Annotated in this window: 13 protein-coding genes; 8 read left to right on the top strand and 5 right to left on the bottom strand. The window is 60.8% G+C overall.

The window, feature by feature from the left end; all coding sequences use genetic code 11:
* Positions 1-7: 7 nt before the first annotated feature.
* The 3 genes from P3T23_RS42915 (at position 8) to P3T23_RS42905 (ending at position 2160) form a co-directional block, all read left to right on the top strand.
* Entirely contained in the window at positions 8-1249 is a 1242-nt protein-coding gene (locus tag P3T23_RS42915) for a molybdopterin-dependent oxidoreductase (protein ID WP_429322122.1), read from the top strand.
* A 16-nt stretch (positions 1250-1265) separates the two neighbouring features.
* Positions 1266-1700 carry a c-type cytochrome gene (locus tag P3T23_RS42910; protein WP_429322121.1) on the top strand — a complete coding sequence of 145 codons (435 nt, stop codon included), beginning with the start codon at positions 1266-1268 and terminating at the stop codon, positions 1698-1700.
* 124 nt (positions 1701-1824) lie between these two features.
* Positions 1825-2160, top strand: a complete 336-nt coding sequence (locus P3T23_RS42905) for a hypothetical protein (protein WP_429322120.1) — start codon at positions 1825-1827, stop codon at positions 2158-2160.
* Positions 2161-2301: 141 nt separating this feature from the next.
* On the opposite strand, the gene P3T23_RS42900 is transcribed toward P3T23_RS42905, so the two are convergent.
* Positions 2302-3684, bottom strand: coding sequence for a sensor histidine kinase (locus tag P3T23_RS42900; RefSeq protein WP_429322119.1), 1383 nt, complete (start codon positions 3682-3684; stop codon positions 2302-2304).
* 423 nt (positions 3685-4107) lie between these two features.
* Here P3T23_RS42900 and P3T23_RS42895 point away from each other — a divergent pair, with 423 nt between their 5' ends.
* Positions 4108-6846: a LuxR C-terminal-related transcriptional regulator gene (locus P3T23_RS42895; protein ID WP_429322118.1), complete on the top strand. Its 2739-nt coding sequence runs from the start codon at positions 4108-4110 to the stop codon at positions 6844-6846.
* Between the two features lie 44 nt (positions 6847-6890).
* Here the strand turns inward: P3T23_RS42895 and P3T23_RS42890 are convergent, their stop codons facing one another.
* Positions 6891-7256: a response regulator gene (locus P3T23_RS42890; protein ID WP_429322117.1), complete on the bottom strand. Its 366-nt coding sequence runs from the start codon at positions 7254-7256 to the stop codon at positions 6891-6893.
* Between the two features lie 631 nt (positions 7257-7887).
* Between P3T23_RS42890 and P3T23_RS42885 the strand changes: the two genes are divergently transcribed.
* Entirely contained in the window at positions 7888-15000 is a 7113-nt protein-coding gene (locus tag P3T23_RS42885) for a PAS domain S-box protein (protein WP_429322116.1), read from the top strand.
* Between the two features lie 160 nt (positions 15001-15160).
* Here P3T23_RS42885 and P3T23_RS42880 read toward each other — a convergent pair whose 3' ends face one another.
* From P3T23_RS42880 to poxB, 3 genes are all read right to left on the bottom strand, one after another.
* Positions 15161-15547: a DUF3331 domain-containing protein gene (locus P3T23_RS42880; RefSeq protein ID WP_429322115.1), complete on the bottom strand. Its 387-nt coding sequence runs from the start codon at positions 15545-15547 to the stop codon at positions 15161-15163.
* 138 nt (positions 15548-15685) lie between these two features.
* Positions 15686-16957: an MFS transporter gene (locus P3T23_RS42875; protein WP_429322114.1), complete on the bottom strand. Its 1272-nt coding sequence runs from the start codon at positions 16955-16957 to the stop codon at positions 15686-15688.
* Between the two features lie 66 nt (positions 16958-17023).
* Positions 17024-18745 carry a ubiquinone-dependent pyruvate dehydrogenase gene (gene poxB / locus P3T23_RS42870; RefSeq protein WP_429322113.1) on the bottom strand — a complete coding sequence of 574 codons (1722 nt, stop codon included), beginning with the start codon at positions 18743-18745 and terminating at the stop codon, positions 17024-17026.
* Positions 18746-19136: 391 nt separating this feature from the next.
* On the opposite strand from poxB, the gene sdhC reads away from it, so the two are divergent.
* Genes sdhC through sdhA form a run of 3 tightly spaced genes read left to right on the top strand, consistent with a single transcriptional unit; the run spans position 19137 to position 21703 of the window.
* Positions 19137-19553, top strand: coding sequence for a succinate dehydrogenase, cytochrome b556 subunit (gene sdhC / locus P3T23_RS42865; protein ID WP_429322135.1), 417 nt, complete (start codon positions 19137-19139; stop codon positions 19551-19553).
* A 2-nt stretch (positions 19554-19555) separates the two neighbouring features.
* Positions 19556-19924 carry a succinate dehydrogenase, hydrophobic membrane anchor protein gene (sdhD, locus tag P3T23_RS42860; RefSeq protein ID WP_429322112.1) on the top strand — a complete coding sequence of 123 codons (369 nt, stop codon included), beginning with the start codon at positions 19556-19558 and terminating at the stop codon, positions 19922-19924.
* A 3-nt stretch (positions 19925-19927) separates the two neighbouring features.
* Positions 19928-21703, top strand: a complete 1776-nt coding sequence (gene sdhA, locus P3T23_RS42855) for a succinate dehydrogenase flavoprotein subunit (protein ID WP_429322111.1) — start codon at positions 19928-19930, stop codon at positions 21701-21703.
* Positions 21704-21798 lie beyond the last annotated feature (95 nt).

Here is a 21798-nt window from a genome sequence, read left to right as displayed (position 1 = left end):
GATACCTATGAAGAAGCATGAACGTGACATCTTCGCGCAGCGGCGCAGGCTTCTCGGCAGTCTCGGCGCGTTGGGAGTCGCCGCGTTTGGTGGTTCCCTCACAGCGAAGGGGGCTGAAAGCAGCAGCATTGAGTTGCCGTTCGAGAACGGCGAGCGCACCCTGACGTCCGCCTTTCCACAGAAATCGGGCGTCATTCTGCAAAGAACACGACCGCCGCTGATGGAAACGCCATTCGACGTCTTTGACCAGGGCGTTTTCACGCCGAACAGCCGCTTCTATGTTCGGTGGCACCTTGCGAGCATCCCGACTGCGGTGGATCCCGCAACGTTCCGGCTCGACATCCGCGGGCACGTCAACAGTGCAGTCAGCCTGACGCTGAATGATCTCGTGAGAAAGTTCCCGCGCTTCGAGATTGTGGCGGTCAACCAGTGTTCCGGCAATTCGCGGGGGTTCTTCAGTCCTCGGGTGCCAGGTGGACAATGGGCCAATGGCGCGATGGGCAATGCACGCTGGACGGGTGTGCGACTGAAGGACCTGCTTGAACACGCCGGCGTGGGTGCGAACGCTGTCCAGGTGCGGTTTAACGGCCTCGAAACCGGAGTGATTCCGCAGACGCCAAAATTCATGAAATCGCTGGCGATCGATCATGCGCTTGACGGCGAAGTGATGGTGGCCTATGCGATGAACGGCGAGGCGTTGCCGCTGCTGAACGGCTACCCGCTGCGGCTGGTTGTGCCCGGATGGTACGCAACGTACTGGATCAAAATGTTGCACGACATTGAGGTGCTCGAAAAACCTGACGACAACTTCTGGACCGCAAAGGCCTATCTCGTTCCGGATAACCATTTTGCAAATGTTCATCCGGGTGAGACAGGCTTTAAGCAGGTGCCAATTAACACCATGCTGCCGCGCTCGTTCTTTACCAATGTGCGCTCCGGCGCCACGGTGCGCTCCGGGCAGCCGATGCTGGTGCGAGGCATCGCGTTCGGCGGCTTGAACGCACTGAAGCAGGTCCAGTTTTCCGCTAATCAGGGGCAAACCTGGACCGATGCGAACCTGGGTCAGGACTATGGCAGGTACAGCTTCCGCCAGTGGCAAACGGTGGTCAGCTTTCCACAGCCGGGCAGGCAGGCGCTCATGGTGCGCGCGATCGATACTACTGGCCAGGTTCAGCCGAACAGCCCGAACTGGAACGGGGCGGGGTTCATGCGCAATGTCATCGAGTCCGTTGACATCGACGTGGTCTAACACGCAAGGCTAAACGATGAATGCGAAGCTAAACCGAATTGCGACTGTCTGGGCGGCGCCTGTTCTGTTAGGCGCGGTCGCTGCAGTGGTGGGCAGCCACTACCTGCCGGAATCAATTGCCGGGCAGGCGAGGCGACAGGCCGAACTGGTTCCTCCAGTCTATTTCACTGCGGTCAGCATCACGCTGCCCTCAGGCGCGGCGATGTTCCCACCCGGTGAGGGTTCGGAAATTGCCAACGCCAACTGTGTGATGTGTCATTCCACGGGCATGGTTTTACGGCAGCCCGCAATGACTGTAGACGAATGGAAAATCGAGATCATGAAGATGCGCGGTGCGTTCGGCGCACCTATTCCCGCTGATCAGGTGGGCGCACTCGCCCGCTACCTCGGCGTCATTAATGGGAAGAAGAGTGAATCGGGTCCCTCTGCCGTTGACAATCAAGCAAGCTGACACGCCGGCAGTGACGCCAGCAGCGGTTAGCCGGGGGAAGGCGCCGGCTTCTGAAGCATGCGCCTGCTCCCGCACGGTGCGCTCTCCCAGAGGCGCCAGAGCGGTCGTTGAGGTGTCCGGCATCGTGTTGCAGATCGCCGCGCCGAAGTGCGCCATCTGCTGGACCACGTATGCGGGGCTTGTCAATGCGAGCTGGTTTGCCGTAGAGACCGTCAATCCGCTCTGGCTGACGTTCGCGACGCTGACCTTGATCCTGTCCCTCACCGTTGGCGTGCAAAGGGCGTTGCAAACGCGCCGCACCGCGCCGATCATGGGCACAGCGACAGCGTGGGTACTGCTCGTCGCGGGATGGTTCGTTGACATGTCACCCGTCAGATACGCTGGATTCGCGTTGCTATTAATCTGTTACGCAACCTCTGCAAGGATCTGGCATCGTGCAACCAGTTCGAAAGAGATCTGACTTACCGCGCGGTCGATGCGTCCCTCGCCAGGGCACGCGTTCTTCGCAAGAAGGCGGAGGATGCAACGACGCTAAACGCGAACACAAGGAAATTGATCGCGCCGCTGGCGCTGCCCCTCACATCGGGCTGGGCCGCCTCTGTCAATGTGCTGTTGTGCTCGACCTCTCTATCGGAAGGCTGAAGCTGAAGGTTACCCCGCGGGACACATTGCGCACGGCCCCAATCCGACCAGCGTGCGCTTCGATGATGGATCGGCAGATTGCCAGTCCAATGCCCATCCCCGTTTTCTTCGTGGTGAAAAACGGCTCGAAGATCTTCTCAAAGTCCAGTTGCCCTGGACCGTGATCAACCACGTCGACCACCACATTGTACGCATCGCGACGCGAGCGGATCACCAGCAGCCTCGGTCGTTCCTCCGTTGTCGCTAACGCTTCGATTGCGTTGCGCACGAGGTTCACGATCACTTGCTGAATCTGAACCGCGTCGGCGCTGATCTTCGACACGTCTTCGCACAATATTGTCTCGAGCGAAACCGCGTTGCGCTGGATGTCGTCGGCCATCAGCGTGCATACCTGAAGAATCAGCTTATTGATATCGAGATCGACCTTTTGGGGAGCCGTGTGCCTGAAGAGCGCCCGAATGCGGCTTACCACGTCAGCTGCGGCATTCGCGTCGCGGATCACCTGCTCGGCCGAGTGTTTGGCTTCGTCAATCCTGGGCGGCGTTGCCGCGAGCCATCGCACGCATGCGCGCCCATGCGCCACGACGGCCTGGAGCGGCTGGTTGATTTCGTGGGCGATGGAGGCGGACAGTTCGGCGACAGCCGCGAGCCTCGACGCCTGCGCGAGCCTCGCCTGCGCATCGCGCAAGGCCTTCGACAGTTCTTCGCCGTCGTCGATATCGACATCGAGGCCGAAGAACTTCATCACTTGCGCACCAGCCGCGTCAGTACCACGTTGCTCTCGAGCATGCCCGAGTTCGAGCCTTGACAGCAGGTGCGGCTCTTCCGCCAGGCGATCGAGCAGCGCGATTAGATGGTGTCGCACGCTTTCGGATCGGCGCGCGCCTTCCTCGATTGCGATGGCCAGTTCCGCCCATCGCGGCTGCCTATATTGCTCAGACAGATAGGCCCGGACAGTGACCTGCGCAATGAGATCGAAGTAGTCCAGCAGATACAGCGAGACGTCGACCAGAAGTTCCTTGGCGATACGCTCGTCCAACTCCCCCAGTGCGATGTATGTGCTCCAGGTTTCTCGCAACCCCAGGCGCAACGACTGAAGGAGACTCTGCAGCGGCACGCGTTGATGCTCATGTCTTTGGCTGATTTCCCGAAAGACGTCCATGTCCTGTGCCGATGGGGGTTCGCCCGACAACAGCGTTTCGAACCATACCCTGGCTGACACCGCAACGGATTCGTGAACGTCCTGTTTCGCTGCCGGTGCGAGCAACCTGTATCCGTCGACCTGCGTCAGTATCGCAAGCGTGCGTTCGACGACAAGCGTCAGATCGGCTGCGATTGACACGGTTTTTTCCCGCAGGTAATTGCTGATTCTTGGAACTTTGGCTAACACGAATATATATCTATCAGTAACGGGCGCACGATTTCGATTAACAAGGAGCGCCGGCGCGGCGACTTCTACGGCTGCGCACCGACCCGTTCCCGCTCGATACCCTGCAATGGAATTCGATGCGGCGTATCATGTGGCGAACAAGGAGCCGTCCCGGCGAAGCGCCAGTGAGCGGCCCGGCAAGGATCGACAAGCGCGCTGCCCGTGGTTCAGGGACGCTGATCTCAATCCGGTGCCCGTATGGTCTCCTGGCGCGAGGCGGCCCACCATCCCCCTTACTGGTGAGCGTCCCACTATCCCCCAATAAGGGGGATGCGCTTCAATCGATGGGTGATGGCGGCAAGCACGGGCACCCCCAATAACAGCGTGTGAGTAAAAATGCGTGTGGTTGTAGAAACGCCCGCGAGCGGGCCGCACCTTTTCCTTGCAACAAAGGTCGTTCCGCCGCGCCTGCCGGTGGATCTGATCGATCGTCCGCGGCTCGTCGGTCTGGCTGAGCGCGCCGAGGGCAAACGTCTCACCGTGATCAAGGCGCCCGCCGGATTCGGCAAAACCTCGCTGGCGCTCGCCTGGTTCGCCCGGCTGCGCGCGAACGGTGCACAGGTGGCGTGGCTGTCGCTCGACGCAGAGGACGACGAACCCGCGCGCTTCCTCAATTATCTGGCGCATGCGTTGCGGCATGCCTGCGGCAATGTCGGCGCTGCGGCGATCAGCCTGACTGCCGACGCCGCTTTCGTCCCTTCACACGCCGTCGTTTCCACGATAATCAACGAGCTTGTCGACGTCGACGACGAGGTCGTCCTGTTTCTGGACGACTATCACCTGGTCAGCGATCCAGCCGTACACGACGCGATGTCGTTCTTTATCGAAAAGGCGCCGCAACATGTGCATGTGGTCCTCTGCAGTCGCACAGATCCACCGCTGCCGATCGCGAGGCTGAGAGCAGGAGCCGACCTGCTGGAAATCGATGCGTCGGCGTTACGTTTCGACTTCGACGAAACGAGGCACTTCATCGAACAGGCATTGCCCGGCATGCTGAACGCTTCCCACATCGAGGCGCTTTTTGCGAGCACAGCGGGTTGGGCTGCGGCGTTGCGCATCTCGATGTCCGTGGTGTCGCGCAAGGAATGCCAACCGGCTCAGGAGCGTCATGCGCCGTCAGGTACGTCGCGCCCGTTTGCCGCCTATATCGAACAGATTTTCGAGCGGTTGCCCACGGAAATGGTCGAGTTCATGCTGCGCACGTCGATACTCGATCGGTTGAGCGCGCCGCTCTGCGAGGCGGTAACGGGCCTGCGCACGAGCCAACGCATGCTGAACGAAATCGCCGAGGGTCAGTTGCTGTTGCAAGCGCTCGACTGCGACGGGCAATGGTTCCGCCATCACCATCTGATGGGCGAGTACCTGCGGGCGAAGCTCGAGGTACAGCACGCCGATGAGGTGGTGGAATTGCATTGCCGCGCATGCGAGTGGTATGGCGGGCAGGAGTTGTGGACTGAGGCAGTCAAACATGCGATCGCCGCGGGCAACACAGATAACGCGATTCGTCTTATGGACCGGTGCGCGATGGCGCTGGTCAAGAAAGGCGATCTGCTCACGCTGCTCGATATGCAGCGCCGGTTTCCCGCGGGCCTGGCCGGCGCACAGGTGAAGATTACGCTGGCGATCGCCTGGGGCATGGCGCTCGCCATGCGTTTCGACGAGGCGCTCGCAATGCTGGATACGGTCGAACATGATATCCCGTCCCACGCTAGCGCCGAACGCGTGGACGTCCGGCGAGAATGCCAGGCGATCCGCTCGGTCGTCGCGGCACTGAGGGACGATCCTGAGCGGGGGCTCGCTCTCGCCGAGCCATGCCTCAAGCGGGGGTCCGCCGATATCTGGACAACCAATGTGGCATCCAACGTCGTGCGCCTCGCGCATTGGAAGGCCGGCAACCTCGAAGCTCTTTACGCAACGCCGTGGATGTCCTATTCAATCGAAGAAGACCAGCGCAACCTGTATTCTTCGGTCTACCGGCTGTGCCTGCTGGGACATGCGCAGATGCAACAGTTGCACTTTGGGCTTGCCGAACGGCATTTCACGGAATCGATGCGACTGGCCGAACGCCATGCCGGTCCCGATTCGATTTCGGTAGCGCTGTGCGCACCGATGATCGGACAGATCTGGTACGAACAAGGCCGACTGGACGAGGCTGAAACGCTGGTTGCCGGGTTGATGCCAGTTATTGACGTTGCGGTCTTGCTCGATAGCGTGTTGATTGCCTATCACCTCCTCATCCGGATCGCAGCCGCGCGTTCGGACGTGAGGCAGGCGTACGCGTTGCTCGATCGGGCGCAGGCGTTGGGTCGCGCACGTCAATGGGAACGGCTGACCGCCGCCGCCCTTGCCGAGCGCATACGGCTATATCTTGCGGAAGGCAGGATGATCGAGGCTGCTGCGTGCGTTGCGCAACTCGATCAGGTGGCACGCTTCAATTCCCATCCTTCACATTCCATCTCGCTCGAGATCGAGAACTACCGTGCAATCGGGGTGGCCGCTGTTGCCGCGGCCCAGCATCGGACCGAAGAGGCCACCGTGGTGCTGGGCGCCGCGCTGCAGAGCGCCGAACGACGACATGAAGATTTTCTGGCGATACGTTTGCGAACCATGCTCGCGCTGGTCTGGCTGGCGGCGAACGAACGCAACCGTGCGATCGAGGTCTTTCGCGAAGTCCTGAAGGTCGCCGCGCCCGCAGGCGTGTATCAATCCATTCTCGACGTGGGTCCGGAAATCGGAGAACTGCTGCATGCTGTATGCGAAGACGCGCAGCACACGGCGCAAACGAACGAGCTGATCCCCTACATCAATCATCTGCTCGATGGCTGGCGGATACTTTATCAGCCCGGCGGGTACCGTCAGCGCGACACTGAGCGCGGATCGCTAAGCTCAAGGGAGTGCGAGATCGTCGACTTGATTGCCCGAGGACAGTCGAACAAGGAAATCGCGAAAACGCTCGGGATTGGAGCTGAAACCGTCAAATCCCATGTGAAGAACATCTTCATGAAACTATGCGTCGATAAGCGAGCTCACGCCGTTTCACGTGCGCGGGACCTCGGTCTTGTGGGTCCAGACTAGGCCACATGCCCAACCCCACGGGCGAACTTTGGTCCCCGATACGTTCAGGCGATACTATCGAGCAGGTCCAGCAACGCGTCTCCATCGACAGGCTTTTTGAAGAAGCCTAATGCGCCTCTCTGCAGATAGTAGTCTTCTGTATGCTCGCCCGGTTTGCCTGTGATAATGATGACGGGCGTTGCTGCGTCAGGATGAACCACTCTCTCGAGCACTTGTATGCCGTCGATGGGCCGCATTCCCAGGTCGGTGATAACGCATACGAAACCCGCGTAGCCGTCGGCAAAAAAATCCAGTGGAGATTCGTAGACCCGAACTCCATACCCGCCGGAGGCAAGCAGGTTCGCAAGAGCTGCCAGAACGCGTCGATCATCGTCAATCACGGCAACGGTCCGAACCGGAGGCGGGATCATTATTTTCTCCGGCTCGTCGAGTCCAACAAAGAATTAGCGTTAGCGTCTGCCATCGAACTTGCGGATTCCATGGACCCCCCTGTGGTTAGGCGAAAGCCTCTCTTAACACCGGCACAGACGGTCCACAATAATCTCGCAGAATGTCCCTCTCACGTGGCGGTGCCCACAAAAAATTATAGGCGTCGGATTCGTCGGACGGAAGCACGGGCAACCGCGTTGTGCATTACATGAATATGTAATGGCACCACCCAATGTTGGGTTGTAAATTTACCCATTTGCCGTGGAAAATGATCCTTTGACGGTGGCCGTGCCCCTTCCCAACGGTTGCCATTCCTGCACCCGGCAGACGCTGGGGCAGGACTTGCCGCAACTCGGCAATCACCACTTTCCGACAACCCTGGCCGTCTTTGCTAACCGAGATGGATTTACCCCGGACGACTCATATCTTGTATTCTCTGATAGTGTTTCGACAGTCGTAATCAGTCGATCATAGGCGCTTGATCAACGCTAGCCAGCCAGCCTCGCGCGGCTTTCCAGCATTTTCGCGGAGTACGCGAAAGGCGTCGCTCCTGACACCGTCGCAGGCTGGCCGCTTACGACCCGGGCAAGCATCAGAACGGACCGGCATTCCATGAACCAGATCGAACTCGATGTGGATCGCGCTCCGTGGCTTCGCGCGCGGGACCGAACAGTCCTTGTTCCCGAAGATTCCGGCTACAAGCCCCTCGACGGCCTCCTCGATGCCCCGATGGACTCTGGGACCTTCCTGCGCCTCGCTATTGGCATCGCGTCGTCGCTCGCCAAAGTCCACCAGAGCGGGCTCGTGCACAAGGACGTCAAGCCGGCCAACATCCTGGTGAATCCCGATAGTGGTGAAGTCAGGCTCACGGGTTTTGGCCTCGCGTCGCGGCTTACGCGAGAGCGTCAACGGCCCGAACCGCCCGAGTCTATCGCCGGTACGCTCGCCTACATGGCGCCGGAGCAGACCGGGCGGATGAATCGTTCGGTCGACTCCCGCAGCGATCTCTACGCGTTCGGCGTGACGCTCTACCAGATGCTCACGGGAAGTCTGCCATTCACCGCTGTCGATCCGATGGAATGGGTGCACTGCCACATCGCGAGAGAGGCGGTGCCGCCGCACGAGCGCGTGGCCCACCTGGCGCCGGTCCTTTCCGCGATTGTGATGAAGCTGCTCGCCAAGGCCGCGGAGGACCGCTATCAAACCGCGGCAGGCGTTGAAGCGGACCTGCGACGCTGCCTGGCGCTTTGGGAAACCGGGCGACGCATCGGCGAATTCCCGCTTGGCGAGCGCGACACGCCGGACCAACTGACGATTCCCGAGAAATTGTACGGGCGGTCGCACGAGGTCGAGACATTGCTTGGCGCCTTCAGGCGCGTCGTCGAAAGGGGCGCGCCAGAGCTGGTGCTGGTCTCCGGGTATTCCGGCATTGGCAAGTCCTCCGTCGTCAATGAACTGCACCAGGCGCTGGTGCCGTCGCGCTGGCTTTTCGCCTCCGGCAAGTTCGACCAGTACAAACGCGACATTCCCTATTCCACTCTGGCACAGGCCTTTCAGAGTTTGATCCGGCCGCTGCTCGGGAAAAGCGAAGCAGAGTTGATGGGCTGGCGCGACGCACTTCGGGAAGCTCTGGGCCCGAATGCGGGACTCGCCGTGGACCTCGTTCCTGAAGTGGTGCACATCATCGGACAGCCAGCGCCAGTGCCCGAGCTGCCGCCACAAGACGCGCAGCAGCGGTTTCAGCTCATGTTCCGCCGGTTCATTGAAGTTTTCGCCAGGCCGGAACATCCGCTGGTGCTATTCCTCGACGATTTGCAATGGCTAGATGAGGCGACGCTCGACCTGATAGAGGACCTGTTGACCCGGTCCCGTCCGCAGAACCTCATGCTGATCGGCGCCTATCGCGACAACGAAGTCGATTCCACGCATCTGCTGATGCACAAGCTCAATACCATCAAGGCCGCCGGCGGCAAGGTGGCGGAGATCACGCTCGCGCCGCTTGCCCGGGAGCATCTCGAACGGTTGATGGCGGACACCCTTCGTTGCAAGCCGGAGCGGGTCGCGCCGCTCGCGCGGCTGGTGCATGACAAAACCGCCGGAAATCCGTTCTTCGCCATTCAGTTCATTTCTTCGCTGACAGAAGAGGGAATGCTTACGTTCGATCATGATGCGGCGTGCTGGTCCTGGGACCTCGATCGCATACACACGAAGGGTTATACCGACAATGTGGTGGAGCTCATGGTTGGCAAGCTGACCCGCCTGTCCGCCGAGACGCAGCAAGACCTGCAGCTGCTTGCGTGCATGGGGAACAGTGCCGAGCTCGCCCTGCTGGAGACCGTTTCCCCGCGCTCGGGAGACGATCTCCATGACGGGCTTTGGGAAGCCATTCATGCAGGCCTCATTGCTTGCACGGAGCATTCCTGCCGCTTCGTGCACGACCGGGTTCAGGAGGCGGCGTACTCCTTGATCCCGGAGGAGGCGCGTGCGCAGACCCATCTCCGGATAGGCGGGGTGCTGGCTGCCTGCATCCCGCCGGAAAAGCTGCCGGAGATGATCTTCGAGATCGTCAACCAGCTCAATCGCGGCGCACACCTCATTACGTCACAGGACGAACGCGAGAAGCTCGCCGAGCTGAACCTGATCGCCGGCAAGCGCGCGAAGGCCTCATCCGCCTATGCCTCTGCGCTGACGTATTTCAGCACCGGCGCGGCGCTGCTGCGGGAGGATGCGTGGGCGCGCCGGCAGGAGCTTGCCTTCGCCCTGGAACTGCATAGGGCCGACTGCGAGCTCTGGACGCGGGCACTGCCGTCCGTGGACGGACGTCTCGAGGCGCTTGCTACCCGCGCTGCCGATACGGTCCAACGAGCGGCGGTCGCGAGCCGGCGCGTGGATCTTTACACGATGCTCGGGGCTAGCGACCGCGCGGTCGCGGCGGGTCTGGAATACCTGCGGCAGGCGGGCATCGATTGGGCAGCCCATCCCGCCCAGCTGGAAGCGCGTCGCGAGTACGAGCGGATCTGGTCACAGGTCGGAAGTCGGCCAATCGACGCGCTCATCGACCTGCCGCTGATGGAGGATCCTGAGTCTCGCGCGACGCTCGACGTGCTCACCGCCCTTGGACCCCCGACGTTATACACCGACGAGAATCTGTACGCGCTCACCGTCTGCAGGGCGGTGAATCTCAGCCTCGAGCGTGGCAACAGCGACGCCTCACCTGCGCATTATGTCGCGGTCGGGATTATCGCCGGCGACCGCTTCGGCCATTACGACGCAGGTTATCGACTTGGAGAGATGGCGTGCGATCTGACCGAACGCCGCGGATTGAAGCGCGTGGGAGGAAAGACCTATTCGGTCTTCTCGCTCGTGGTACCTTGGACACGACCGCTTCGGGAGGGTATCGATCCGGCCCGACGTGGCTTTCAGATCGCGAACGAGCAGGGCGACCCGTCGTTTGCTGCATACGCCTGCGGCAATATCAGTACCATTCTGCTGGCCTCAGGCGATCCGCTCGATCAGGTTGCACGTGAAGCGGTGCACGGTTTGGAGTTCGCGCGCTCGGTGCGGTTCGAGTTCGCCGTCGACATGATCGCTTCCTCGCTCGCGCTCGTTCGGACTCTCAGCGGCGAGACCGCGAAATTCGGCTCGCTCGACGATGGCTCGTTCATGGAGCGCTCGTTCGAAGCGCGCCTCACCGGTCACCCGGCTCTGGCCTTGCCCGAATGTTTCTACTGGATCCGAAAGCTGCAGGCACGCTTCTTCGCTGGCGACTACGCATCGGCTATCGATGCCGCGGAAAAGGCGGAAAAATGGTTTTCGACCTCAGCGGCGCTTTCGGTCAAGCTGTTGGAGAGGGCGGATTACCATCTCTACGCCGCTCTCACCCGTGCCGCCTGCTGCGAACCCGTGGGCCCCGATCCGTATGCGAAGCATCGGGAGGCGCTGTCGGCACACGAACGACAACTTCGGGCATGGGCGGAAAACTGCCCCCAGAACTTCGAAGATCGTGCGGCGTTGGTCGGCGCGGAGATTGCGCGCATCGAGGGGCGCCTGCCCGAGGCAATGGATCTGTACGAGCGAGCCATTCGTGCTGCGCGTTCGAATGGCTTCGTTCAAAATGAGGCCCTGTCCTACGAACTGGCTGCCCGCTGCTACGCTGCGCGCGGTCTTGAGGAGTTTGCGCACCTCTACCTGGGAAACGCACGGCGTGCCTGGCTGCGGTGGGGAGCCTTTGGGAAGGTGCGACAACTCGATCAGCTCTATCCCGCGTTGAGGCAGGACGATCGTGCTCCGGGCTCAACGGGCATGATCGACGCGCCGGTTGAAGATCTGGATCTGGCCACTGTGATCAAGGTGTCGCAGGCGGTGTCGGGCGAGATCGTCCCGGAAAGGCTCATCGAATCGCTGTTGCGTACGGCCATCGAGCATGCCGGGGCGGACCGTGGGCTGCTGATTCTGCCGCGTGACGGCGAATTCCTGATCCAGGCGGAAGCGAAGACGGGCGGCAGCTCGGTTTCGGTCATCCTGCGCGAGACGCCCATTACCGCGGACGAGCTTCCCTTGGAAGTGGTCCGTTATGCCGCACGTACCCGGGAGATCGTGATTCTCGACGATACATTAGTCTCGAGTCCGCATTCCACGGATCGGTACATCGGCGCGCAGGGCGTCCGGTCGGTACTCTGCCTGCCGTTGATGAAGCAGGGTGCGCTGGTTGCGCTGCTGTACCTGGAAAACAGGTTTGCTCCAGGTGTTTTCACGCCCGGCAGGATTTCTGTCCTGAAGGTGATTGCCTCCCAGGCGGCGATTTCGCTCGAAAACAGCCGTCTGTACCGCGACCTCCAGAAACGGGAAGCGCAGATCCGGCGCCTCGTCGACGCCAACATCATCGGAATTTTGTTTTGGGACGAGGATGGTCAGATTTTCGAGGCCAATGACGCGTTTCTTCGCATGGTCGGATACGAGCGCGAGGATCTCGTCTCGGGTCGCTTGCGGTGGACCGACTTGACGCCTCCCGAATGGCTCGACAGCCAGCGAGAACAAAACTTGCAGCAGTTCAGGCGGACCGGCAGCCTGCCACCCTATGAAAAGGAATATTTCCACAAAGATGGCAGCCGGGTGCCGGTGCTGATCGGCGTGGCCGCTTTCGACGAGATATGCGAGCGCGGTGTGGCCTTCGTCGTCGACATGACAGAGCGCAAGCGCGCAGAGGCAGAACTGTGGCGCAGCCGCCAGTACCTCGCGGAGGCGCAGAAGGTCAGTCACACCGGAAGCTGGGCATGGAACCCTTTTTCAAATGCGATTCTGTATTGGTCGGACGAGTGTTATCGCGTCATGGGCCATGACCCTGCGAAGGGCCTGCCTTCGTTCGAGGAGTTAGTGGATGAGCTTTTTCCGGATGACCGCATCCGGGTCGTGGAGAGCCTGAGGAAGGCGGTGCGCGAAGGTTCCGACTGGGAAGCCGAGTACCGGCTCGTACACTTCGGTACCCGGGTGAGAACCGTCCATTGCCTCGCGCATCCGATTCTGGACCGCTCGGGCCAGGTGATCGAGTACATCGGCACCGTGATCGATGTCACGGAGCAGAAGCGTGCACAGGAGGAGCGCGAGGAACATCTATGGTTTCTCGAGTGCATGGACCGCATCAACCGCGCGATGCAGCGAACGAACGAGGTCGAGGGCCTGACGCGCGGCGTGCTCGAGGAGGCGCTGGCGATCTTCAATTGCGATCGGGCCTGGCTGGTATATCCCTGCGATCCCGATGCGCCGACGTGTCACGCGGTGATGGAGCATACGCATCCGGACTATCCGGGCGCCTTCGCGCTCGGCCAGGAGCTGCCGGTGGACGCCGCGGCGGCGGAATCGCTGCGCGACTTGCTGCACGCGCCAGGGGCGGTGGCGGATCCAGGCATCCCGCCGGAGATTCGCGAGCGGTTCAACATCCTGTCGACGATCGCGATCGCGGTTCGCCCCAGGGGCGACAGGCCGTACCTGTTCGGGCTGCATCAGTGCTCGCATTTGCGCTCCTGGACCACCGTGGAGCGGCGGCTCTTCGAGGAGATTGGCAGACGCCTGGAAGATGCGTTGACGAGCGCGCTCGCGCACCGCGACCTGCTCGCGAGCGAGGAGGCGCTGCGCACGAGCGAGGAACGCTTCCGAACCCTGGTCGACCACGCGACGGATGCCATTTTCCTGTTCGATGAGGAAGGCATCGTGCGCGACGTGAACCGTCAGGCGTGCGAGGCGCTGGGTTATACGCGCGAAGAGCTCATCGGCATGCGCGCCCGTCAGATCGACCCCGACATCACGACCGAAAAGATCCAGTGGGTCAAGCAGCGACTGCGCGAAGACGGAAGCGCGACGTTCAATAGCCGCCACATGCGAAAAGACGGAAGCCTCTTTCCCGTCGAAGTGCGCGTACGGGTGTTCGACCGCGGTGGACGCCTTTTCGGCATCGGGCAAGTCAGCGACATCACCGAGCGCAGACGCCGCGAGCAGCGGCTGCTCGCGCAATTCAGCGTCACGCGGACGCTGTCGGAAGCGGGCTCGCTCGAAGAGGCGGCACAGCGCATCCTGAGCGAAATGTGTGAGGCACTCGAGTGGGATCGTGGCGCATTCTGGCGCGTCGATCCTGAAGTGGGCCTGCTGGTGCGCGTGCAAACATGGCCGTCGGCCACCTTCGCGCGGGCCGGCTCCGGGTTGGTGTCCGGGACGGCCGGCTTCGGCATGGGGCTCCCCGGGCGAGTATGGAAGAGCGGCGCACCTGCATGGATTGCCGACATGGCGCTCGATCGGGAGTTCCAGCGGGCAGTATGGGCCGCGAAGGAAGGGCTCCGCGCGGCCTTCGCGTTCCCGATCACGCTTAAGGGCGGCGTACTGGGCGTGATCGAATTCTTCAGCCGCGAGGTCCGCGACGCCGATCCCGAGCTCGTGCAGATGATGACCTCTGTCGGCTCCCAGGTCGGGCAATTCATCGAGCGCACGCGAGCGGAAGACGCGCTGCGGCATGCGCGGGAAAAGCTTGCGCAGGCGTCACGGATGGCGACTGTAGCCGAGCTGTCTGCGTCCATCGCCCACGAAATTAATCAACCGCTGCAGGCCGTTGTAGCCCATGGGCAGGCGTGCCGCCGCTGGCTCGCTGCAACGCCGCCCGACATCGACCAGGCCCGACTCAGCGCCGAAGCCATCGTCCGTGACGGATATGCCACGGCGGACGTAATAAGCCGTATTCGCGCGCTGTTCAAGCGCACGGCTCCTGCAAAGGTCGAACTTGACATCAATGAGCTGATACTTCAGGTCTGCACGCTGATGGCTGACGACATTCACGAGAACGTGATCTCGCTCGAGACTCAGCTGGCCCAGGACGTGCCGATGATCAGAGCCGACGCAGTGCAGATTCAGCAGGTGATCGTCAACCTTGTGCGTAACGCTATCGAGGCGTTGTCGGTGACGATGGAGCGTAAGAAGTCGCTATTGATCCGCTCCAGGTGCGACGGGGACAACGTGGTGGTCGACGTTCAGGATGAGGGCGCCGGGCTGGCGAATCTGGAGACGATATTCGAGCCCTTTACCACCACAAAGGAAACGGGCATGGGCATGGGGCTGGCGATTTGCCGGTCGATTGTCGAAGCACACGCCGGGCGTATCTGGGTCGTGCGCAATGAGGTCCGTGGCGTGACGTTTAGCTTCAGCCTTCCGACGGTGGTTAGGGGAGCGGTTTCGGAAAGGTGATGTATTGACGAGTTTCCTCGCACGCGAATGTGGCTTCGTTCGCGCCCTCGAACTATTGATGCGCCTGGAAAATGAGCCGAAGGGACCGTTCGCCCAAATCGCGCTCTGTTAACCTCTTCGTTTTTCCGTTGGCGAAGCTGTCATCGAATCTTTTCAGGTTTCAGACAAGTTCACCAAGCGGCATGGTATCCATCACGGACGCGAGAATCATGGCATGAATGTTCAGGGGAGCTGGGCACACCAGCTTCGGACGGAAGACGTCGTCGCCGGCGACAATCGCGGTTCCTGTGAGTGCGCAAAAGCCGCGCTTGCGCGCGCGGCAGCGCCGCCATATCTGCTCCCAATAGCAACAGGCTGTCGAATCGCACCAGGAGATCACAACACTCGAGGACCCTTGGCGCTCAAGGACGGTGACTTTGGTACGTTGACGCGATGCCGGGCTGTACACGGCGCTGCGCGTTTGATGAACTGGAAGGGGCCGCACCTCCCCTGAAAGCAGGGAAGTAATGTACGTCCAAGGCCGGTCGGAATGTATCGATTCGGGCATTGCATCGCTCCTGGCATCGTAACCATCATCGTCACGGCATGATTGCCTGGACGATACCGTGATTGCTGGTTTCTCGCAGCGGAAGGCCGATTCGCGGACCTTGCTGTTAATGATAGGAAGCTTGTTGAGCGCTGCCTATTACATAAAGCTGGAATTCGCGCGTCCGCGCGCTCCGGTCTCGCGCATGAACATCGCAAGCACCATTGCGAGCACGATGCCACCGAGCAGCCACGAGCCGGCTGCGCGGAACACCGGCAGGTTCATTGCGCCGCCGTTCGCGAGGTGGGCGAGCAGCTTGCCGTACACGGGCGTGAGCAACGCGCTGAAGGCGAACACCAGGAAATTGATCGCGCCGCTGGCGCTGCCTTTCACGTTGTCCGGATTGACTTCCTTGATCACCGTGTAGGGCAGCATTGCCGCACCGGAGCCGATGCCGAGCAGCAGGCCGAGTACGTAAGGCGGCGCCACACCGGGCGGCAGATAGAAAATGCCTGCGCCCGACGCAAGCATCAGCAGCGCGCCGGCGATGAACACCGGCTTGCGGCGGCCCAGGCGGTCAGACAGGTAGCCTGACAGCGGGCAGCCGATCACCCAGCCGAGCGGCACCATGCTCGCGCGATTGACAGCCTGCGCATAGCCGACGTCGAGACCGTTGCGCAGGAACGGAATGCCCCAGATCATATCGCCGACCGTAGTCGGCAAGAACAGCAGGCCGGCGCAGAAACCGCAAAGATACGATTGCGGATTCGACAGCACTTCCTTGTACGGCGCGAACATCTTCACCCACGAGCCCTGGCTGGTTGGGCTGTCTTCATGGACTGCCGGCGTCGCGATGAGCACCAGCGCGGCGATCAAAAGGATGACGAGGCCGGACAGCCACCAGAACTGCTGCCACGTGATGAGGCCGTGAATGAGCGGCGCAACGGCGAACTGACCCGCGGAGCCGCCCAGCATGCCGAAGCATTGAGTGAACCCTACCGCCGTCGCGAGAGAACGCGGAGGAAAGCCGTGCGCGGCGAGATACACTGCACCGATGAACCCACACGCCGAACCCGCGCCTTGCAACAGGCGGCCGATCTGCGCGGCCTCCACGCTGCCCAGACCGAACAGCGCCGCCCCGACGGCAACGAGAACGATGACGGCCTTGCCGCCGAGCCGATCGAGCAACGCACCGCAAACGATCGAGAACAGCGCATAGCTGTAGTAGTACAGGCCGACGAGCGTGCCCACGCCCAGCGCATCGCGGGCGAACGCCGCACTCAACTCGGGCACCATCACGCCCGGCGCGGAACGCAGCATGTACTGCATGAAGTAGAACGCGACACAGAAAAGCCAGGCGATGACGAAACCAATGTGTATGGGCTCGCGGACTGATGGAATATTTGCAGTGCTTACGACCTTGCTGGACATGGCTCGATTTACACTGAGTTGCCGATCGACCGGGTACGGGCCAACGCGCGGCGGAGATGCACCGCGCTACCGGAACAGATTGACCTTTGCGAGGTCAATGAGCTGCTGGCCTCGACCGTCCATGACGGCACGAAGCATAAACAGCCCAAAGTGGTAAGTTTGGTCGGCGGTGGTCGCAGGAGGCATCACGAGCTCCTGGCGTGCGCTCACTACGTCGACGAGAGCCGGACCCGGATGGGCGAATGCTTCACGTAGGGCTCCTTCCAGCTCCGCAGGGTGCTCGACGCGCACGCCTTTGATTCCGATCGCATTGGCCATCGCGGCGAAGTTCGGATTTTTCAGGTCACATCCCGTAGCAAGGAACCCGGTGGCTTTCATCTCCATTTCCACGAAGCCCAGCGTTCCATTGTTGAGCACGACCACTTTGACCGGCAAACCTGTCTGAATCAGCGTGAGGAATTCACCCATCATCATGGCGAAGCCGCCGTCACCTGACATCGAAATCACCTGTCGGTCCCTGAAAGCAGCCTGCGCGCCAATCGAGTGCAACAGCGAGTTGGCCATCGAGCCGTGATTGAACGAACCAATCAGTCGTCGTTTGCCGTTCATCTTCAGATATCTGGCTGCCCACGCGACGGGGGTGCCGACGTCGCAGGAGAAGATGGCGTCCTCGTCCGCGAGTTCGCTGACGAGCCGGGTTACGTACTGCGGATGGATGGTGCTGCTGCCCGCTTCGGGCTCCGCTAGCGCATCCAGACTCTTGCGAGCCTTGCGATAGTCGTCGAGCGCGCGATTCAGGAAGCTGCTGTCCGCTTTCTCCCGAATCATTGGAAGAAGTTCATTGAGCGTATCCTTGATTGTTCCCAATACGCCGAGCTCTATCAGGCATCGATTGCCGAGCGCTTCGGCTCTTGTATCGACTTGTGCGATGGTCACCCCCTCCGGGTAGAACTGTCGATAAGGGAAGTCGGTACCCAGCATCAGGAGCATGTCGCAACTCTTCATCACGGTATAACCGGAGGCGAACCCGACAAGGCCCGTCATTCCCACATCGAACGGGTTATCGTATTCGATGTACTCCTTTCCTCGCAGCGAGTGCACGATTGGCGCTTGCAGCTTGCGGGCGAGTTCTACGACTTCCGCGTGGGAATCCTTGCAACCCGCCCCACAAAGCAACGTCACTCGCGACGACCGGTTCAACAGATGCGCGAGCTCCGAGACTTCGTCGTTCGATGGGCGAATCACAGGAGCGGCAGGCGCGCTCCAGTTCGGCACAGGTGTTGTGAGAGGCCCGAGCGCCACATTTCCAGGTACGACGACAACAGCGACGCCTTTACGCGCAACTGCCGTCCGGATGGCGCGGCCCAAAATTTGCGGTAGCTGGTCGGGACTGTGAACGAGTTCGACGTAGTGACTACATTCCTTGAACAGCACTTCGGGGTGGGTAGCCTGAAAATAGTCGGTGCCGATTTCCGTACTTGGGATATGCGCGGCGATAGCGAGAACAGGAACACCGCTCCGATGGCAGTCGAACAAGCCGTTGATAAGGTGCAGATTCCCCGGACCGCAGCTCCCACAGCAGACTGCGAGTTGCCCCGTGAGATGAGCCTCGGCGCCAGCGGCGAAAGCCGCGCTTTCCTCATGCCGCATGTGAACCCATTCAATCGAACCATCGCGGCGCAGGGAGTCCGTGAATCCATTAAGCGAATCCCCCACCACGCCGAACACACGCTTAACTCCGGCATTTACTAGTGCACCTACCATGTAGTCGGCAGCTATCGTTGCCATTTCACATCTCCACAGGTTGAACGTTTCGTTGTGCCATGTTCTTGATAATAGTTGGCGGGGAACAGGACGGCTATCACATGAATATGGAATAAGCCCAGCGAGGCTATTGGCGCTCGACGCTTGTTGAGCAACGGGACCAGGCACCTGAACGTGCCTCGGATTACATGAATATTCAATTTCCCTGCCGAGCACAACGTTATATGTTGTGTCTGTGGACGCTTGCGATGCACAACTGCGATTTGACGCCGCGCATCGCGAACCGCGCGCTGCGACGAATGAGGCCCATTGATGTGCTCGTTGCTTCGCGATTAGCACCGGTTAACGTGACCTTAAGGGTCAGTTGATGTTGCAGCGAACCTTAATCACCGATGCATTAGATAAGGAGTCTACTATGGCTGAAATCCTGACGAAGCCCAGGCGGGAATTCAAAAATATCGGATTGGGGCAGATTCTGTTCGTGTATCGCCTACCTCTTGCAGGGCGCACATCGATCTTGCATCGTGTCAGCGGTGTGTTGTTGTTTGTCTTTTTGCCGTTCCTGCTATACCTCTTCGAGCAGAGCCTCACCTCTGAAACGAGCTTCGGGGTGTTCAAGGCGTTCCTTTCCAACATCATCGTCAAGATCATCGCGCTCGTGCTCGCATGGGCTTTCCTCCATCACTTCTGCGCGGGCATCCGCTACCTTGTGATGGATACGAATCACAAGGCGGTGACGAAGCAAAGCGGCAGAAGTACGGCGATGGTCGTTCTTGTTGTGTCGCTCATCCTCACGATCGCTTTCGCGCTCAAACTATTCGGAGCGTTCTAAAAATGGCGGAAAGTAATCATATCGGCCCGAAACGTCTCGTCGTCGGTGCACATTACGGCTCGCGCGACTGGCTTGCGCAACGCGTGACCGCCACCATCATGGCGGTTTACACGATCATTCTGCTCGCCTGGTTCTTCGGCGCGCACGATTTCTCCTATCAAGGCTGGGCGTCGATCTTCGCCACGCAGTGGATGAAGCTCGTGACATTCGTCGCGTTGGTCTCGCTCTTCTATCACGCGTGGGTTGGTGTACGCGACATCTGGATGGACTACGTGAAGCCCGTCGGCGAGCGTCTTTTTCTCGAAGCGCTGACGATCGTCTGGCTGCTCGCGTGCGCGGGCTACGCTGCGCAGATTCTCTGGAGAGAGTAAAGCATGGTTGCGATCAAGAATTCTCTGCCGCGTCGCCGCTTTGACGTGGTCATCGTCGGCGCAGGCGGATCGGGGCTGCGTGCTTCGCTCCAACTTGCACGCGCAGGTCTTTCGGTGTGCGTGCTCTCGAAGGTGTTCCCCACGCGCTCGCATACGGTGGCGGCGCAAGGCGGCATAGGCGCGTCGCTCGGCAACATGAGCGAGGACAACTGGCACTATCACTTTTACGACACCATCAAGGGCTCGGACTGGCTCGGCGATCAGGACGCGATCGAGTTCATGTGCCGCGAAGCGCCGAACGCCGTCTATGAACTGGAACACATGGGCATGCCGTTCGACCGCAATGCGGACGGCACGATCTATCAACGTCCGTTCGGCGGCCATACCGCGAACTACGGCGAAAAACCGGTGCAACGCGCCTGCGCGGCGGCTGACCGTACCGGCCACGCGCTGCTGCATACGCTGTATCAGCAAAACGTTGCCGCCAGGACGCAATTCTTCGTCGAATGGATGGCGCTGGACCTGATCCGCGACGCCGACGGCGACGTGCTCGGCGTGACCGCGCTGGAAATGGAAACCGGCGACGTCTACATTCTCGAAGGCAAGTGCACGTTGTTTGCAACGGGTGGGGCAGGACGTATTTTCGCCGCTACGACTAACGCGTTCATCAACACCGGTGACGGCCTCGGCATGGCAGCGCGTGCCGGATTCGCCTTGCAAGACATGGAATTCTGGCAATTCCACCCGACCGGCGTGGCCGGCGCGGGCGTGCTGATTACCGAGGGCGTGCGCGGTGAAGGCGGCGTCTTGCGCAACGCGAACGGCGATCGCTTCATGGAACGCTACGCACCGACGCTGAAGGACCTCGCGCCGCGTGACTTCGTCTCGCGTTCGATGGGCCAGGAGATCAATGAAGGCCGCGGCGTGGGCCCAAACAAGGACCACATTCTGCTGGACCTGTCGCACATCGGCGCCGAGACGATCATGAAGCGTCTGCCGTCGATCCGCGAGATCGCGATAAGGTTTGCGAATGTCGACCCCATCAAGGAGCCGATCCCGGTCGTGCCGACCATCCACTACCAGATGGGCGGCATCCCCACGAACATCCACGGCCAGGTTGTCGGCACATCGAAGGGTCACGAAGAGCCGGTCAACGGGTTCTACGCCGTGGGCGAATGCTCATGCGTGTCGGTGCACGGCGCGAATCGCCTGGGCACGAACTCGCTGCTCGACCTGGTGGTGTTCGGCCGCGCGGCCGGCAACCACATCATCAGGCACGTGAAGGAAATCAGGGAGCACAAGCTACTGCCCCCTGACGCCGCCGATTTCGCGCTGTCGCGTCTTGACAGGCTCGAAGAGTCCTCGTCGGGCGAATACACGCAAGCGATCGCGGGCGACATCCGTTCGACGATGCAAAAGCATGCGGGCGTATTCCGCACGCAAAAATTGATGGACGAAGGCGTCAAGATGCTGGCGCAACTGAAGGAACGCGTAGGACACGTCCACCTGAAGGACAAGTCAAAGGTGTTCAACACCGCGCGCGTCGAAGCGCTGGAACTGGCGAACCTGATCGAAGTAGCGCGCGCCACGATGGTATCGGCGCAAGCGCGAAAGGAAAGCCGCGGCGCTCATGCACCGGGCGACTACAAGGAACGGGACGATAAAGACTGGCTGCGCCACACGCTGTGGTTTAGCGTTGGCGACCGCCTCGACTACAAGCCGGTGCATATGAAGCCGCTGACCGTCGACCCGGTTCCGCCGAAAGCGCGGACGTTCTAAGGAAACGCTGATTTATTCAGCTCGGTGGTCATCGCTGGCGTAGCTGAGGACGTTATAGAAGGCAGCTCACGGAACAGACTCACGATGATGAAGAG

The organism is Paraburkholderia sp. GAS448 (genome assembly GCF_050435685.1).
Lineage (GTDB): Bacteria > Pseudomonadota > Gammaproteobacteria > Burkholderiales > Burkholderiaceae > Paraburkholderia.
Note: the sequence above shows the minus strand (reverse complement) of the source record. Positions and strands in the feature narration are given on the sequence as shown.

Bases quoted from the DNA above. Each gene is read 5' to 3' on its own strand.
- P3T23_RS42875 (WP_429322114.1), bottom strand. From the start codon at position 16,957: ATGTCCAGCAAGGTCGTAAGCACTGCAAATATTCCATCAGTCCGCGAG.
- poxB (WP_429322113.1), bottom strand. From the start codon at position 18,745: ATGGCAACGATAGCTGCCGACTACATGGTAGGTGCACTAGTAAATGCC.
- sdhA (WP_429322111.1), top strand. From the start codon at position 19,928: ATGGTTGCGATCAAGAATTCTCTGCCGCGTCGCCGCTTTGACGTGGTC.
- P3T23_RS42895 (WP_429322118.1), top strand. From the start codon at position 4,108: ATGCGTGTGGTTGTAGAAACGCCCGCGAGCGGGCCGCACCTTTTCCTT.
- P3T23_RS42910 (WP_429322121.1), top strand. From the start codon at position 1,266: ATGAATGCGAAGCTAAACCGAATTGCGACTGTCTGGGCGGCGCCTGTT.
- P3T23_RS42890 (WP_429322117.1), bottom strand. From the start codon at position 7,256: ATGATCCCGCCTCCGGTTCGGACCGTTGCCGTGATTGACGATGATCGA.
- P3T23_RS42880 (WP_429322115.1), bottom strand. From the start codon at position 15,547: ATGCCCGAATCGATACATTCCGACCGGCCTTGGACGTACATTACTTCC.
- sdhC (WP_429322135.1), top strand. From the start codon at position 19,137: ATGGCTGAAATCCTGACGAAGCCCAGGCGGGAATTCAAAAATATCGGA.
- P3T23_RS42915 (WP_429322122.1), top strand. From the start codon at position 8: ATGAAGAAGCATGAACGTGACATCTTCGCGCAGCGGCGCAGGCTTCTC.
- P3T23_RS42885 (WP_429322116.1), top strand. From the start codon at position 7,888: ATGAACCAGATCGAACTCGATGTGGATCGCGCTCCGTGGCTTCGCGCG.
- sdhD (WP_429322112.1), top strand. From the start codon at position 19,556: ATGGCGGAAAGTAATCATATCGGCCCGAAACGTCTCGTCGTCGGTGCA.